The following is a 17234-nucleotide window of genomic DNA, read 5'->3' as shown; positions in this document are numbered from 1 at the left end:
GGGTTAAATATAAAATCAACTTATATTGCACACTAGATTTTTGCAAACCTGCCATCAAATTCACTATTTATATTGAACCCAGTTATCATTTTTTACATGACAGAAAAACCGAAAATATATTTATTTTCACCAGCAACTCCCACTTTATTCGTATTTAACATACTGCCTATAATCAAACTCCTTCCCCTTCTTATTCCACTCCAATTTATGTATATCCCAACCTCTCCCCGCAGCAGCTCTTTCTAACTTTTGTGCAACAATTACTTTTTCTCCATCTGTTCTTATATTTATCATGCCGTAGACTGTTATTACACGTTCTTTTTTGGTGCCGGATTTTATTTTTGTAACGTCTACAAATTCTTTGCTTGAGCGGGCTAGTTCGGTGGAGAATATTAATGATCTGTCACCGCGGCTGTGTTTGCCTATTGTTCCTAGGGTGTCGGGTCGTGGATGTGTGTGAGGTTCGTTGTCGCCGCTTGAAATAACGGTGGCAATAGGATTTAGAGCGCGGAGAAATTCGCTGGTAAAATCGGCGCTTCCGTGATGGCACGACTTAGCGATGTCAACCTCTAAAACTTTTCGCGCTTTTAGAATTGCTTGTTCCATTTGGGCTTCAAGTGTTTTTCTTTGAGTGTCGCTGATGGATTTATCTTTTAATTGTTTTTTTATTGCTGCTACATCTACTTTCGAAAAATGTTTGAGCAGGTGATATTCAGATTCTGTATTCAGGTCTCCACCTAATAATAATCGCAGGTTTCCAATAGTCAATTTAATTACAACGGAATGTCCATTTTTAGTTTTTCCTTTACTGGCATCAAAAACAGGAAGTGCATCTTTGCCATTTACTTTTTCTGATACCGGTCCAATTATTTCCATTTGCATATTATTCTTTTTATACAAAGGAGCGGAACCTAAACGCAGAGATTGTTTTGGTGCGGCAGATTTATTCAAAGTAGTTAAAAATACTCCGGGCTTAACTACAGACTTATTTCTTTTTTTATATGCAGCATTCGTATCACATAAATCGCTAACATAAGATTTTCCGTTTTTGGTGACAATGGTTCCTAATGAATCCGGCCCGGAACCTGTCACCTCCACCATACCGTTGTGATAAATTTTATTAATGCTGAATTGTTGCTTAGATCCTTTCGTAACACCAAACACTTTTCCAAATCCTTTATAGTGATCTGCATCTGAGTGGGAAACTACAATGGTAAAAGGCGGCGGCGCTATTTTAGCTTTTAGTAAATTAAAACGCCATTTCAAAAATCGATACATATTGTCACCGGGTCCGGCATCGATAATAAAATGTTTATCATCGGGTGTAACAATATGGCAACCATCTCCCTGTCCTACATCTATAAAATTAACTTCAAGTATCCGTTGAGCTTGTATATCCTCTTCTTTTAAATATACATCAGCATTGCGGGCTCTTACTTTTATATAAGTTACTGTTTTTTCTCTTTCTTTTACTTCTATAGTTTCATACGAATTGCCTTTTAAATAAGGTTTCACATAATCACCAAATAATAATTCCTTTATGAAACTGAATTTTTTCTTTCCTGTTTTTTTGTCGGTTTTAAAACCTTTTAATTTAACAGACGGGTAAACAGCATATGCTGTTTTAAGAGGTGAAGCCATGTGTGTGTGTTTAGATAAAAGTTATTCGTGTTCAGGCACATAAAATAATCTTAGAAATTATCGTGTAAAGATTATTTATGTAAAACCGGTTTAAATATATAAACACCCTAATTACCCAGATAGCGTTTTACAAATTCTGCATTAGATTCACTATTTATAGTGAATGGTTTTATCAATTCTTTATAAAAACAGGATCTTTTTTGCATTTTATGCAAATCAAAAAAGAGTAGAATCTCCATAAATCATTGGAAATCAGACCAAAAAACAAAAACCTCACAGGTCTCCCAGACCTGTGAGGTTATCTTCGTAACCTGTGAGATTATCTTAAGTTATGTCTTATTTCAATTCACCCATAATATCCTCCTTAACAAACTCCATTTTTTTCCTCCCCATCACACAATCAACATTCACCTTCACTTCTGGATCAAAATAAAATGTTGCTGCAATGGTTCGGGTGCAATCGTCGATGAACATGGAGGCGTGGGAGGCGGTGGGGACAATTATTACGGTGGAGTTGGAAAGTGTTTCGGCGGTAATATTTGCAAATAAGGGAGGACACACAGGATCGTACTCTCCTGCAAAAATTAATGTGGGAATATTACTATTTACCGCATCAAAATATTCTTTTGGAGGAATTTCGGGACGGTATACTTTATTAATTGCACTGTCTAGACCCGGAGTAATAAAAGATGCAAAATCGGGAAATGTTTTTATGATGTAATTTTCTGTTTCTTTGGGGTGTCGGGGTTTGGTTTCGTATCCGAGAATGGCACGGCTTTGTGCGGAGGAAAATTCTCCAAAGGAGTTTGGATCATTAAAAACCATAGCCCATTCTAAAAGAACCGAATCGTTGCCGTTTGCAATTTCCTGCAGTGCTAATGGTATTAAAGTAATAGTATAAGGATCTAACATTGCAGTCCATACAGACCAAACAAAATCTTCATCATCAAAATAATTTGTTTTAATAATATTTCCGATTGAATCGAACAAGGGAATTTGCAAGGGATAATATTGAAGTCGATTGGTGATCGTTAAAAAATCATTTTTAATGGAAGGAAAAAGATGATTGTAAAGTGAATCTTCTTTAATACTTTTTTCCAGCACTTTAAAACAGGTATCAAAAGGTTGTACAAAATCTAACCAGGGAGCATTGGGCGGAAAGGGGGAATCAAGTATTACACTTTTTATGTGTTGCGGAAAACTGCGCATCATATGCAATGCAACAGTTGTTCCATGCGATACAGAATAAATATTCCAATCATTTATTCCCAATTCTTTTCTTATAGTTTCTGCATCTGAAGCAGATTGCAGAGATGAAAAGTCGGAAAGCAGAATACCTTGTTTCAACATAGTTTCTTTGCAATTTGCGTACAAAATGGTCTCTTTTAATATCTGCTCCTCCGCAGAAATGGTATCTGAAATATCCCGTAATGATTCATCTAATGATTTACATAAAACAGGTTCGGAAAATCCTGTTCCGCGATAATCAAAGAACACAAGCGAATGGTCTTGTCTTAATTTTGAAAAGGTTTTTGATTTTAAATATCGGGGAAAATTAGAAAGTGTTGCAATGCCCGGACCACCGTGTAAATATAAAAGGGGTTCTTTGGGAGTTGCGGATAAAGCCGGAGCAGTAGCAACTGCAATAAAATATTTTTCTCCTCGTGGGTCAATATAATTTCTTTCCACAGGTATCAGATAACAACTCACTTTATTGGTATCAGCCCAAACAACATCCAGTCCAATTTCATTGCAGTCACATTTGTACGTGGACAAATTTTTCTGGCAAAAAGTTGTAGTGGAAATAATTAAAAGTAAAAGTGGAAGTAAGAATAATTTCATTGAACTAAATTAATAAAATGTATACCTAGTGGGTAACAAATTTAATTTATTCTTGTTAAATGTTTATTCTATGTTGGGTTTTTTATTTGATCAAGGCATAACACGACGCAAACCTCACAGGTCTCCCAGAACTGTGAGGTTTTCTTCTGTCACCTCGGCAACACAACATAAGTATAAAAAAATGTCAAAATTTTATTTTCCTGCCCGTCTGGAGTTATTTCAGATAAGCTTAAAATATTACCAAACTCGTTGTAGGTGATCAGAATTTTTTTCCTCCGATCTGTAATTTGTTTAATTTGGTTTTGATTGTCATGTATAATGTCACAATCATAGATAGTTGATGGACCCCTGATTGAATATTTAGTTATTCGGCCTTTTTTGTCGTAGGTCAATTTGTATTGAGTGCTTTGTGAAATTGGGAGATGTTTATTTTCAATAATCGTTATTGTTTGGTCGGCTTTTCCGGTTAATTCGTCTTTGTCGGGGAAGTAATATGGAAACCCAAAATTGTCTTTACAAAAGTTAATATTAAAGTCAGGTTTCAAATTATTGGGCATGTTGCCGTAGGCTGCCTGGCAAATAATTTTATCTTCGGGAATAGAATCTGAAGGGTCGTCCTGGTAAACAACAACCCTGTCAACACCACTATATTCATTGCTGTTAGAACTAAGTGGTTCATCTTTTCTATCACAGGAAATTGAAATGAATACAACTATTAAAATTGTGCATATTTTAATTCGTTGTGTTATCATACATCGACCAATGGTATATCTTAAATTTACCCTCCTCAAATGTCTTCTCCGGAAGGCTTATAATTCTCATTATAAAAACATCATCTAATAAAATACACCCTTTTGATTTTATTATTTTCAATGTGATAGATTGCAACAGCTTCTATAATTTTGTCATTAAACTGAACACGCTCTTTGTCTATTACAACATTTCCTTGTACTATACGGCCTAATAATTCACAATGTAAATTTGGAGTCTCTTCAAACATTTTTGAATAGGTTTTCCGCATTTCTTCCTTGCCTTTATAGAGAAATTTATCAGGGAAATTATAAATTTCAACATCATCAGCATAGGGCTCTAAAAAAGCATCAATATTTCTGCAGTTATAGGCATTTAATTGTCGTTGTGCTAATGCGGTTGGGGTTTCTTCAATTAGTGTTTCGGGACTAAAAACTACTCCTTTATTGATCACACGAAATATTTTTGTGATGTTTTCAATACTGTCAATTGGATTTGCATTTAACAAAATCAAATTCGCTTTTTTACCAACCGTAACCGTTCCAAATTCACTTTCTTTATTTAGAATTTTTGCGCCATTAATTGTTGAAGCTTGAATGATCTGCCAATTGCTCATTCCAACTTTTTGCATCGCGATCAGTTCATTCAAATAAGAAGAAGCGTGTAAAGTGCCTATGTTTCCAGCATCTGTTCCCGTAGCAATTAAAACGCCCGCATCGGATAGTTTTTTAAGATTTTCTAAACTGATTGCATTGGTTTTATTCGCTTTTGCAACATTTTCCTTCGAATTTGAATAATTTTTGTATTTGTTTACAAGCAAAGTATCTGATAAATGCTTTAAGTCTAACAAAGAACCTAATTGATACGGATCGGCTTTTAGCAATTCGTGATTACCAAGGTTATTCTTTTGGCTAAAAGTATTGCCATACCCATCGTGAACTAGCAGAGTTGGGCAAAGGATGGTTTTGTTTTTTTTAAGTAATTGTAAAAAATCATCTTTTATTACTTCATCATCAATACTGTGTACTAAAAAATCACAACCGTTTTCTACAGCAAGTTGTGCTGTAATTCTTTGAGTTGCGTGTACGGCTACTTTTAAATTATTTTTATGTGCTTCTTCAATAATGGCTTTTATTACAGGTAAATTTTTTCTCGCACTGGCTTCAACGTCTAAACCATCTCTACCTGCGATGTACCAAATTTTGATAAAATCTGGTTGATAGGGTAATTGTTGCTGTACCATTTTTATGCCTTCATCAATGGTTTTTACTAAGCTAAATGGTTCATCGTCTTTTAAATTTTCATATACTATAGGTTCGTAAGTTGTCAACAAAGGGCCAGTCATATAAATAGATGGTGCGTAGGTTTCATTTTTAAATAATTCTCTTTGTTTCAAAAAATTATACGTTGCGCCAACATCAATTACATTAGTAATGCCGTTTTGCAAATACCTACGCAATTTGTCTTCCATCGTTTGGTGTGACAATTCTATTTCTTTAACATATGGCATCACACTTCTTAAATCAATTGCATCCGGACGAGTATACAAACCACCGTTTTGAAAAAAATGTATGTGGGCATCAGTTAGTCCTGGAAACAGATATTTACCGGTTCCGTCAATCACTGTTACATTCTCAGGGATTTTTATTTTACTTGATTGAATTTTAGTAATTATGTCATTCGTTATAACAACTGTTTGATCAGGAATCAATTTTTGATTTTCAACATCGGCTACAGCTATATTGGTTATATAAGTCTGAGCGAAAAGGGAGAATGATGCAATTAGTAAAAGGAGGGTGAAAAGTATTTTGTTTATCATAATTGGGTTGGTTAATTATTTTTTAATACTATTTTTTTTGCTTTTGCTTTGTTTAGTCTTCAACAAATTGCAGTTAAAGAACTATTTAGGATTTCTATTTTTAACCGCTAAAATAATCTTACCTTTTTCCACACTAACTTCATCTAAAAATACAAACTTCAGCACGATCTTGGAGGCCTTTGGCAAATATCACCAAAAATGCAGTACGAACACTATAGAGAGTAGCCTAAATGTGAGCGCTGATGAATAAAAGGTCATGCCGGCAACAAAAGAATTGGAGAGAGATGAGTCAGTGATTACAATTGTCAGAGCCAGTTGCTACAATTCCTTGTTGCATGCTGCGCACGGATTTCATATGAATGCTTTAATGGAAATAAATATAGCAACAGCAATATTGTTTAAAATTTTGCTGTTGCCATAAACAAAGATCAGAACTTATCAGACATGAATTCAATAAGCTTTTGATCACTCATTTTATTTGAAGTAGACTCTGTGGTTTTGCTATTCTTAAATTGGGGAGTGGTTGATAGATAATGCATAAATTGTTCCTGGGCTTGTCCTGTACCTGTAACATGTACGTGAGTAGCATTTACCAGATGTAACGCAATTTCTTTAAAAAACTTTAATTGAATAGTTTTCTCATGGTTGTTGGAAGTTTTTTCGCTCGAATTAGGGGAAATAGTTTCCCCTTTTATATGAGCAATTACCATTAATGGGCCACCTTCTATATTTCCGTTACCTACTATAGTAGCGTTATGACTATCCATCCAAACGCCGAATTGTTTTTGATTGTTCATAATATTATTTTAATGAAACCAAAATCACCCAATAACCGTACCCCAAGAGGAACAGGCAAACTATTGGAGGAATTCAATACGCTCTTTATATATCTCTAAAAATGGTGTAATGTAAACCCAGGTAAAATGAAATTTGTTTTGGATATAATTCATGCTGTTCATTTATGTAAAAACTAAATATGTTGTTTTATTGTATCCAAAAACGTTTGTATATCAAATGGTTTTTGAATATATCCATCGGCATTTATTTTTTTACATATTTCCTGTATATCGGAATTGGCGGAAAATAGGATTACAGGAATTTGGTGTGAGGCTGGATTTTCTTTTATTTTAATTATTGCTTTTTCACCCCCGATTTCCGGAATCCAGAGATCCATTAAAATGAGGTCGGGTTTTATTTTTTCCATATCACTTTGTACATTTTCACAACTTGAAAATGATTCTACCCGAAAGTGATTTTTGATTAAAATGGTTTTACAAAGAAGAACAATTTCCTGATCATCTTCATAGATCAAAATACATTTACTCTGGTTAATTTGCTGCATGGTTTCAGTTTTAAATGTGAGTATTTATATTAACTGGTAAAGTAAAATAAAATGTACTTCCTTTTCCCGGCTCGCTTTCTGCCCATAGTTTACCATGGTGCCTTTGAATAATTTCATAGGATATAAATAAACCGATACCTAAACCTTGAAAACGAACGGAATGCTCCTCCACGCGATGGTATTTTTCAAATATTTTATCCAGACTTTGTTGCGCAATACCAATGCCGGTATCTTTTACAGCAACTTTTATTTTGTCATTTTCCTGCTCTACATTTATAAAAACCTTATCTGCACGCGGCGAATATTTTATTGCATTGGTTAACAAATTAATAATTACCTGTTGCAATCTCTCCTTATCTCCGGTTACCTCATCTTTTACTTTTCCGGTTTTAATAATGGTATGTGTGGTGGAAGTAAGCTGAATATTTTCAACCGTACTGTCCAGCAATTGGTTAAAATTAAAAGTAGTAATAGTGTAATTTAATTTGCCGAGTCTTATTTTACTTACGTCGAGTAATTCGCTTATCAATTCATTGAGCCGTTCCACCGACTGGCTCGCTTTTTTTGCATATAGATTTGCCTCATCGTTATTGTTGTCCAACATTAATTCCAGCATTTGTAAATACGCTTTGGCGGTGGTGAGCGGTGTTTTCATTTCGTGACTGGCAATACTTATAAATTCATCCTTCTTCTCTTCCTTTATTTTTTGATCATGTATATCAGTAAATGCACCCACCCATTTTTCTATTTTATTTTGTGTGTTTAAAACGGGTTCACCATTTACACTAAACCATCTGTATTCTCCCTCCTTATTTTTAAGACGTACATCATACCTGTAAATATTTCCGGTGCTTAAACTATTCATCCATTCTGCATTGATTGCCTCATAATCATCAGGATGTACAATTGATTTCCATTCTTTTTCTCCGCCGGGTTTTACACCTGAATATTCTTCCCAGCGTTTGGAGGCAAACTCCGAGTTGCCATGCACATCGGTGATCCAAACTAATTGCGGTAAGGTTTCGGCAAGCGAACGGAAACGTTCTTCGCTTTCTTCAATTATTTTTCTTGAAACAACCTGTTCTGTGGAATCCGAGGCAACAGACATTATCCCATCTATTATACCTTCATTATTATACAATGGCTCAAATACAAAATTTGTATAAAATGTTTCATATCTGCCATTTCGAATGATGGTTGTAGGAACTTCCTGAGCTGCAAATGATTTACCCGTATTAAATACTCCCTCAAGCAGTTCCTCATATCCTTGTCCCGCTCCTTCGGGTATCGCGATGAATATGGGTTTGTTCATTACCTCTTCTTTGGTCTTGCCCCATAAAATGAGTTGTTTCTCATTTGCCAACTCCACTACATAATTTTTTCCGCGCAAAACACATATTGCCACAGGAGCCTGTTCCACCATGTCGCGGAAACGTTTTTCACTCTCCTCAATCTGTTTTCTTGTTTCATTTTGTTGGGTAATATCCCGCGTAGTACCTGCAATAGCTTCCACATTACCATGTTGATCTATAACCGGAACTAATATATAATCATAGATGCGTTTTCCCAATGTGGCATGTGGAAAGGAAACTTCACCGCGTATGGATTTTTTTGTCGCTTTAATTTCACTGATCTCCCGCTCATGCATTTCAGCATGCCAGGGTTCGTATCCAATTTCTAATAAACTTTTACCAATGGATTGTTCCCAGGTACTTCCCCACATTGTAAGTAATGCTTCATTTGCATAAATAAATCTTGCGTTTAGGTCAAATACATAAATAAGATCAGGTGTATGTTGGGTTATTGTTTCGTAAAGACGTTTGCTTTCTTCTATTTTATTTTGTGCCAGAATTTTTTCAGTTACTTCAACTCCCACCGACATTACACCTTTTATTTTCCCATGCACATCATACCAAGGAGTATAACTCAAATCGTAGTAGCCGATATGTTGTTGGCCAGACCTTGTAAATTTTAATTCTACTGCTTTACCTAAATAAGGTATTCCTGTTTTAAAAACTTTGAGATAAATACTTTTCCTTTCAAGCTGATCTGGAAAGTAATCATCGATTCTTTTTCCTAAAACTTCCTCCGCTGTTTTCCCCATTAGCTGCAACGCCGTTTCGTTGGCAATCTTTGTCACCAGGCTTTCCCCTTCAAAAAGTACAATGGATACCGGAGCTTGTTTAACCAATGACTGCAATTCTATTTCACTCGCTTCAATTAGTTTTCTTGATAGAATGGAATCTGAAATTTCCATTTTTAATTTTTGTGCCCGGATCAACGACTTGTTTAATTTTACAAAGGAGATCACAAGTATTACTAATGCGAGTAAACTCAAAATTAAAAGCAAGGTAGGGGCGATCTTTGTTTGTTTTAGCAGCTGCTCATTCCGGTTTCCCAATAAATCATTTTCACGGGTAATCATTATGTTAACCTCGGTTCGCAAACTGTCCATGATCTTTTTACCAAATAAAAGTTCATCTGCAGAAGGTGTTCTCACCTTATCGATCTCGAGTGTTTTATATAAATAATCCTCACGATTATTAGCAAGTCGTTCAACGGTTTCCAGACTTTGATGCTGTTCGGGATTTTCTAAAGTAAGTTGTTTTAGCTCCTTAATATTTTGGGAATATTCGATCAAACCATTTGTGAAAGGTTCAAGAAATAAGGAATCATGTGTAAGCAGGTAACCCCGATGTCCTGTTTCAGCATCTTTCAAATTGCCAATCACTTTTTCGAGTTCGAGTGTAACCTTTGTAGTATGATTAACTAATGCGGATGTATCGATAAGTGCATTAATTCTGTTATAAGAAAAAACCGAAAGTACAACCACAAAACAAATGGCAGCAATAAAAACAACACGCAGATTTCTGTTTTGAGATGTCATTGAGGGTAATTTTTCAGGGTTCGCAAAAACAGGATAAAAATACAGTCAATTGTTTTTGATTTCCAAATGGTTTTATTTTTTTATCCGCTTTGAAAAAGCCCACTAAAGGAAATTGAGTCATATTTTAAATTCCGGAATTTAATTGCACGTTCTTTTTCATTTTTTTCAATAAATTGATCCTTTAACCGTATCATTTTACTTTTTTTTCACAAAAAGGTTGGTTCTCTGCATTTTTTGCATGCCAAATTGTAAAATTTTCATTGAAAAACGATACTAATGTTATTAGAGAAAACTTCACAGCTCGCCGAATCTTTGAAGTTGTTCTTTTACCTAGCGGTTGTAATTGATGTGATAAATCATTAAAACTTGCAAATTATGCAAGTTTTAATGATTTATGTAAGCTGAAACACAACAAAATCAAGGTAAGTTAAGATTAATATCTTAAGTAATAATCAATTTGTGATTGGTAAATCAAAGAAAACACAGTTCCGAGCTACCCATTTAATCCACTAAAACCATCTTACCCAAACTCACCTTATCACCTGCAACAATTTTACAAACATAAATGCCTGCTTTCATGGAATTTGTATTCCAATTAAAAGTTAAAATTCCGGATGGTTGATTTTTTAGTTGTTCGGCGTAAACTATTTCTCCAGATGCATTATAAATTTCTATCGCAGCATCCGAATTTTTGGTGAGGAAAGTTTCAATTACAAAATTTGTTGAGGATGGGTTTGGGTAAATGAAAAGATCATTTTTTTGTTGAGTATATAATTCGCCGATGCCGTCGATTATTTCGGGGGTGGTTAATCTTTTGTCGGTGTATAAACGGTATTCGCCGGGATTTAATGCGATAACGGAACTTACGTCTATAACATTAATGCTATCACCCGAAAAATATTCGAACCACCAGCCATTGTGTTGAAAGTTTGGATTTACAGAGCCGAGATTAACATCGAAATTTCCGAGAACTGTCACGTTCATGGTTGGATCATTTAAATTAATTCTTTTTCCAAATCCACTTACACTTAAATTGTAATCGTCGGTGCTGAAAGCGGAGTAAGTTTTTTTGAGATGAATTAATTCGCTCCACACCTGATAAATGCGCAGGCGATTATTATCTGTGATGTAATCCCATAAAATTGGTTTATTACAAACTCTGCATCCATATTCAATGCTGATATCATATCCCATTTCACCAAATTGCCAGATCATTTTTGGTCCGGGAATGGTGAAGAATAATGCGCCGGCAGTTTCCATCCGGTATAATGCGGTATTAAGATCTTTTACGTTGTGATCTGGATTTACAGTATTTCCAAACTCGAGATTTTTAAACATCAATCGCTCTTCATCGTGACTTTCCATATATCCCATAACATGCGGATCGTTCCATCCTCTGTTTTGATAACTCATCCAGGAAACATCAGAACCGGTATATCCCATGGTAGCTTGCGCATAATTATAATTGGAATTTCCCCACAACATAAATCCGTAGTTCGCCAATTCTTTTTCTTCCGTATTTTCTGCAAAATGTTCGAGAATTAATTTCGCATTCGGATTAACATCCCATAAAACATCTCCGATATTTTTCCAGGTATTTATTCTGTCAGCATCGTATAATCCCCATGCACCAACATCACCCAAAGTATTATTTTGTGTAAATCCTTTGGAAAGATCGAAACGATATCCATCCACATTAAATTCCTGGAGCCAATAAGTAAATACTATGTTGCGCATATTAATTGTGGCACTGCTTTCATGATTAAAATCGTATCCGACATTATAATCATGTGTAGGTATTTGATTAAAATAAGGTGAATTATCCGCAGGGGCATTTAATGCAGCATCCCACCACATTTGCACTAAAGGACTTTGCCCGAATGCATGATTCATTGCAATATCTAAAATAACTGCAATTCCATTTGCGTGACAACTATCAATAAATATTTTAAATGCCTCACGCGTTCCGTAATATTTATCCAGTGCAATAAAAAAACTCGGATTGTAACCCCAGCTTTCATTTGCTTCAAATTCCATAACAGGCATAAATTCAATTGCATTTACGCCCAGGGTTTTTAAATAAGATAAAGTATCCAATAAGGTCTGATAATTATGTTTGGCCACAAAATCGCGTATCAATAATTCGTAAACTACGAGGTCGTCTGTTGCGGGAGGAATAAAATCTGTAATTGCCCATGCATATTCCGGTTGAGCAGTTTGAAAAACAGAAACAATCCCGGTTGTTTTTCCGAAAGGATAATCTAAAAGATCAGGATATGTTTCTTCCGAAATTGATCCGTCATTCCATGGATCCAACACTTTTTCTGTTAAGGGATCTGCTACCCATAAAACGCCATCAATAAAATATTGATAAGGATATTCTTTTCCCGGAATTAAATGCGTAAGTGTAACCCACCACGTTGCATTATCGGGATCGAGTTTCATAAAACTTTCTTCACTTAATGTCCAGTTGCTATGTTCGCCAACGGCAAAAATATATTCCTTAAATGGTGCAAAAAGTATTAAGGTAATTGTAGTATCGTTGATATAATTAATTCCCTGTTTTAATCCTGCCGGAACTGCTTCCACAATAGGATCACCAATAACATAATAATAAGTAGAATCTACTTTTATATCCCCATCACCTTTTGCAACAACACGAATTTCCGCAGGACCTAATTCCGTTGCAATTATATCATAAGCAATAGTTGCAATATCTGTGGCTACCAACTCCACTCCATCCACATATAAATACATGGAATCTGCCAATACCGAAATTACTTCTATGTGCACATTTTCGCCCGGGGATACAATTAAAGGATCAATTACAGGTGATGTTATTGCAACATTTAATCCGGGTTCATATACATCCACATAAATATCAGAACCATCCGTATCTCTTCCCACAATTGCTCCCGATTCATTTCTAAAAACAAATGCCATTTGCAAAACAGTATCATCAGCAGTTAGCCCGTAAAAATCATTGATACTCGTTATGGATAATTGATAAAGATCATCACCGATTTCCGTCATTAAAACTTCCGGATCTGCAGTTCCCCAAACACCCTGCACATTTTTCCAATCGGTAGGTGATACACTCTCCGTGGTAATTACACCGGTATGCGCATAAATTGGAGGAGGTACATCCATCAACGCAGCATTGCCAAGTGTTGCATCATATATAATTGTGATCGGTTCATCCTGGGTAGGAAATGCCGGAATGGTATAAATAACTTGCGCCGAAATGCCTGAAGTGAAAACCAGCGCAATTAAAAAGGTATAAATTCGAGTCATGCGATAAAATTAATGCATTTGAGAGAGTATATGGTAGTTAGTATTTAGAGTGCTCCGAAACGAAAGTTAACTAAGCTTGGAGCTATTAAAGAATCGAAGGGAGAAGAATCGAACCCGCCTGCTAACCGCGTCGGGCAGGGGGAGAAGGTTAAGGTTCTAAGGATTAAAAAAGGAAGGAAGAGGTGGAAAGGTTGAAAAAGTGGCGCCTGAGCTCACCTGAAAATTTAATTACCTATTGTAAACTTTTACTTCGCAATGGAATCTTCCAATTTATTTTGCCGTGATTCCTTATTTTTTTGATTATAATTGATTCGGAGCAACTGAGGCTCTCGCTCCCAGCGAGGGTCTCAGTAGAGGCATGAACCAAAAAACCCTTTAATTCGAAGCGAAAATCTCCAATGTTACAAACTGTGACTGCTACTGGCCCCCAACCCCATAGGGGAGCTTTCGTTTTCGTTAACATTATAATTAGATTTTCAACTCGAAGCTACAACCACCAATGTTACAAACTGCCCACTGCCCACTGTTTACTGTTTACTTTTCAACTCGAAGCGCTATTCTCCAATGTTACAAACTGTGACCGCGACTGCGACTGCGACTGCGACTGCGACTGTTGACTAAAACAACTTCTTCTTCTCCTTCTGAATAAATATTCCGTCAAGGGTTTCATTGTCGAAATCGGCAACGGGTTTATCGTTGATATTAAAATAAACTGCGGAAATAAAAATAGATTGTGCAGCAGAAATAATAGAAATAATAAATAATAATCCGATAGCTGCTAATATAATTCCTGTAATTATTCCGAATTGAGATCCAATAAAAAACAGAGGGACTGAAATTAATAATACGGCAAGTAATTGAATTATACCGAAGCTGAAAGTTGCTCCTAAAGATTCACCCCATTTTTCTTTCATGATTTTAATGGAACGTTTATACGCAGCAATGGGAGTGAGGTTTTCATAAGCAAGAACCGGAACAACAAAAAATGTGGTAACCGACCACGCAACGCCCAGTATTGCTGTAATGATCTCCCCAATTCGACCCAGATTTTCTTCCAACAATCTGAATATTAATCCCACAGTAGCAGCCACTGCCGACCATGCTAATATATCTCCGATTCTGCTCATACTAAATGATAAACCATCACTTAATGTAGGTTTACCACCTTCAAAATAAATTCTCGCGCAATGAATAAGTGCCATATTAAAAAATACGATCACAAAATAATTAATGAGATAAAAAACAAATAACATTAAATAATGAACTATAGAACTTTCGTTATACGTCTTATTAAAATCCCATCCATTTGGTGCAAATAATATCACCATATACGACAGTGTTAAAAGAATTAATGCTATTCCTGATAAGATCGGAAAAAGAATTAATTGTTTGTTTTTTCTGAGGACCGAAAAACTACTCATAGAAATTTTCCATCCATTTGACATTCGCTCGAAAAAGCCCATAGATTTAATTTTGGATAAATGTAAGGTAGATTTTGGAAAATGCAAAGGGGGGAGGGGGGTTACAAGGTTGGCAGGGTTAGCGAGGTGCTCAAAGAATCGAAGGGAGAAGTCTTGAAGAATCGAAGGGAGAAGATTCTAAGGGAGAAGGGTAAGGTTCTAAGGAATAAAAAAGGAAGGAAGAGGAGGAAAGGTTGGAAAAGGGGCTCCTGAGCTCACGTGAAAATTTTATTACCTAATGTAAACTTTTACTTTGCAATGGAAACTTCCAATTTATTTTGCCGTGATTCCTTATTTTCTCGAATATAATTGATTCGGAGCAACTGAGGCTCGATCGAAAATCTGCAATGTTACAACTGCCCACTGCCCACTGTTTACTGTTGACTCTTAACTTTTCAACCCGAAGCGAAAACTTCCAATGCATCAAACTGCCCACGGGCCCCCAACCCCATAGGGGAGCTTTCGATTTCGTTCGAATAAAAATACATTTTCAATTCGAAGCAATAATCTCCAATGTTACTAACTGCCCACGGGCCCCCAACCCCATAGGGGAGCTTTCGATTTCGTTCGAATAAAAATACATTTTCAATTCGAAGCAATAATCTCCAATGTTACTAACTGCCCACGGGCCCCCAACCCCATAGGGGAGCTTTCGATTTCGTTCGAATAAAAATACATTTTCAATTCGAAGCAATAATCTCCAATGTTACTAACTGCCCACGGGCCCCCAACCCCATAGGGGAGCTTTCGATTTCGTTCGAATAAAAATACATTTTCAATTCGAAGTAATAATCTCCAATGTTACTAACTGCCCACTGTTTACTGCCCACTGTTGACTGTTGACTCTTTCAACTCGAAGCGAAATTCCCCAATGTTACAACCTGCCCACGGGCCCACTGCTCACTGCCACTGCCACTGCCCACTATTCAACGTCTCTCAAACGTCCTCGCAACTTTCTTATAGTTCGCTAAATTCTTCTCAAAATCAGTAGTAGTTGATCCGAGGATTATGAAATAGGTTCCCACTTCGGTGTAAAGAATGGTTTGATAGGTGAGTTGTTTATTTTTTTCTTTATCGAAACCATAAGCAACTAATTCAAAACCTTCTAAATAATTTATGGTGATAGGATTAATTTCTTCCACTACATTTTTTTCTCCGTAGGGTAATGATTTTACGCGTTTAATGCAATATTCTTTTCTGTTGTCCACTGCAACATTTTGAAAAGATGATCCCACCATTAACATGGTTTTATCATCCGTTTCAGGGGGCATTTTTCCATCAGAAGTATAAATTAAACTGCCTTGCATAAAAGAAGCAAACTTCAGATCTGATTTTTTAATATCAATTTTAAAATCTGCAGTTTGTTCACCGTCAACGGTTTGTATAGGATTATATTTAACGGTATAGATCGCTTTTTTTATGCTTTCTTCGAGATATTTTGCTGATTCGGGATAAATTCCGTTTACCATTACAGTAAAAGTAGAATCTCCGAATAAAAGAATGTGTTTAATATAATTAACATTATTTAAGGTCTGTGAAACAAGCATTAATGTTGCCGTTCTGCCATCAAATTCTATGTCCTGACTTTGTTCTAATTTCATACCCTGCGATTTTAATGCATTTCCATTAAAACCTAAAACTAATTGTTTGTAAGGTGCAGGAAATTCTGCTACAACTATGGATGCTCCACTTTCCGGTTGTTGAAACCCACTGAAACCAACTCCGGGTGTAAATCCTTTCGGCCGCGACATAGTGCATTTAGTACCTATTACAATTATAGCAGAATCATTTTGCGCAAGAAGGGATGAACTCAGAAAAAAAATTAACAGGTAAATACAATTTTTCATACGAATAATTTCTTCCTAAAAATAAATATTTTTTATACTTTTTCCATTTCTGATTGCAGCAATTTTTTATCCAAAATAAATGGTCCGAAGGGAATAATGGATGCAAAAACGGCTATTAAAGTTTTTTTTATGCTCCAATTTAGTGCCAACTTTGCGTCTAATCCCGTAAACATATATAACACAAATAAGGCTCCGTGCGCCCAGCCCACTATCTCGACAGCCATGGGCATATTTGCGATATATTTAAGGGGCATGGCTATAAATAACAATACCAAAAAGGAGATACCCTCACATATTGCAACCGTTCTGAATCTGCCGATCTCTGTTTTATACCAAGGTTTTTGCATGTTAT

The 17234-nt window shown here is 35.8% G+C and carries 11 protein-coding genes; all 11 read right to left on the bottom strand.

The features are described from left to right. Window positions 1-144: 144 nt before the first annotated feature. The 11 genes from IPI31_03460 to IPI31_03410 all read right to left on the bottom strand — a co-directional run bounded on the left by IPI31_03460 (window position 145) and on the right by IPI31_03410 (window position 17229). Complete coding sequence (locus IPI31_03460) at window positions 145-1641, bottom strand: hypothetical protein (GenBank protein MBK7566861.1); 1497 nt, start codon at window positions 1639-1641, stop codon at window positions 145-147. A 336-nt stretch (window positions 1642-1977) separates the two neighbouring features. Continuing rightward, window positions 1978-3483 (bottom strand): alpha/beta fold hydrolase, encoded by a 1506-nt coding sequence (locus IPI31_03455; protein ID MBK7566860.1) that lies wholly within the window; start codon window positions 3481-3483, stop codon window positions 1978-1980. Between the two features lie 149 nt (window positions 3484-3632). Next, window positions 3633-4235: a hypothetical protein gene (locus IPI31_03450; GenBank protein ID MBK7566859.1), complete on the bottom strand. Its 603-nt coding sequence runs from the start codon at window positions 4233-4235 to the stop codon at window positions 3633-3635. Window positions 4236-4315: 80 nt separating this feature from the next. After that, window positions 4316-6052 (bottom strand): amidohydrolase family protein, encoded by a 1737-nt coding sequence (locus IPI31_03445; protein MBK7566858.1) that lies wholly within the window; start codon window positions 6050-6052, stop codon window positions 4316-4318. 428 nt (window positions 6053-6480) lie between these two features. Continuing rightward, a complete protein-coding gene (locus IPI31_03440; protein ID MBK7566857.1) occupies window positions 6481-6849 on the bottom strand; it encodes a hypothetical protein in 369 nt (122 codons plus the stop codon). Between the two features lie 173 nt (window positions 6850-7022). Then, window positions 7023-7394, bottom strand: a complete 372-nt coding sequence (locus IPI31_03435) for a response regulator (GenBank protein MBK7566856.1) — start codon at window positions 7392-7394, stop codon at window positions 7023-7025. 10 nt (window positions 7395-7404) lie between these two features. Continuing rightward, window positions 7405-10281, bottom strand: a complete 2877-nt coding sequence (locus IPI31_03430; protein ID MBK7566855.1) for a PAS domain S-box protein — start codon at window positions 10279-10281, stop codon at window positions 7405-7407. A gap of 501 nt (window positions 10282-10782) precedes the next feature. Further along, a complete protein-coding gene (locus IPI31_03425) occupies window positions 10783-13575 on the bottom strand; it encodes a T9SS type A sorting domain-containing protein (GenBank protein ID MBK7566854.1) in 2793 nt (930 codons plus the stop codon). Between the two features lie 617 nt (window positions 13576-14192). Next, window positions 14193-14996 (bottom strand): hypothetical protein, encoded by an 804-nt coding sequence (locus tag IPI31_03420; protein MBK7566853.1) that lies wholly within the window; start codon window positions 14994-14996, stop codon window positions 14193-14195. 965 nt (window positions 14997-15961) lie between these two features. Further along, window positions 15962-16882 carry a hypothetical protein gene (locus tag IPI31_03415; GenBank protein ID MBK7566852.1) on the bottom strand — a complete coding sequence of 307 codons (921 nt, stop codon included), beginning with the start codon at window positions 16880-16882 and terminating at the stop codon, window positions 15962-15964. A 32-nt stretch (window positions 16883-16914) separates the two neighbouring features. Next, complete coding sequence (locus IPI31_03410; GenBank protein ID MBK7566851.1) at window positions 16915-17229, bottom strand: DUF3817 domain-containing protein; 315 nt, start codon at window positions 17227-17229, stop codon at window positions 16915-16917. Window positions 17230-17234 lie beyond the last annotated feature (5 nt).

The organism is Bacteroidota bacterium (genome assembly GCA_016706865.1).
Classification (GTDB): Bacteria; Bacteroidota; Bacteroidia; order Chitinophagales; family BACL12; genus UBA7236.
Note: the sequence above shows the minus strand (reverse complement) of the source record. Positions and strands in the feature narration are given on the sequence as shown.

Excerpts from the sequence above, each read along its gene's own strand:
- IPI31_03460 (MBK7566861.1), bottom strand. The coding sequence starts at position 1,641 with ATGGCTTCACCTCTTAAAACAGCATATGCTGTTTACCCGTCTGTTAAA.
- IPI31_03455 (MBK7566860.1), bottom strand. The coding sequence starts at position 3,483 with ATGAAATTATTCTTACTTCCACTTTTACTTTTAATTATTTCCACTACA.
- IPI31_03450 (MBK7566859.1), bottom strand. The coding sequence starts at position 4,235 with ATGATAACACAACGAATTAAAATATGCACAATTTTAATAGTTGTATTC.
- IPI31_03445 (MBK7566858.1), bottom strand. The coding sequence starts at position 6,052 with ATGATAAACAAAATACTTTTCACCCTCCTTTTACTAATTGCATCATTC.
- IPI31_03440 (MBK7566857.1), bottom strand. The coding sequence starts at position 6,849 with ATGAACAATCAAAAACAATTCGGCGTTTGGATGGATAGTCATAACGCT.
- IPI31_03435 (MBK7566856.1), bottom strand. The coding sequence starts at position 7,394 with ATGCAGCAAATTAACCAGAGTAAATGTATTTTGATCTATGAAGATGAT.
- IPI31_03430 (MBK7566855.1), bottom strand. The coding sequence starts at position 10,281 with ATGACATCTCAAAACAGAAATCTGCGTGTTGTTTTTATTGCTGCCATT.
- IPI31_03425 (MBK7566854.1), bottom strand. The coding sequence starts at position 13,575 with ATGACTCGAATTTATACCTTTTTAATTGCGCTGGTTTTCACTTCAGGC.
- IPI31_03420 (MBK7566853.1), bottom strand. The coding sequence starts at position 14,996 with ATGAGTAGTTTTTCGGTCCTCAGAAAAAACAAACAATTAATTCTTTTT.
- IPI31_03415 (MBK7566852.1), bottom strand. The coding sequence starts at position 16,882 with ATGAAAAATTGTATTTACCTGTTAATTTTTTTTCTGAGTTCATCCCTT.
- IPI31_03410 (MBK7566851.1), bottom strand. The coding sequence starts at position 17,229 with ATGCAAAAACCTTGGTATAAAACAGAGATCGGCAGATTCAGAACGGTT.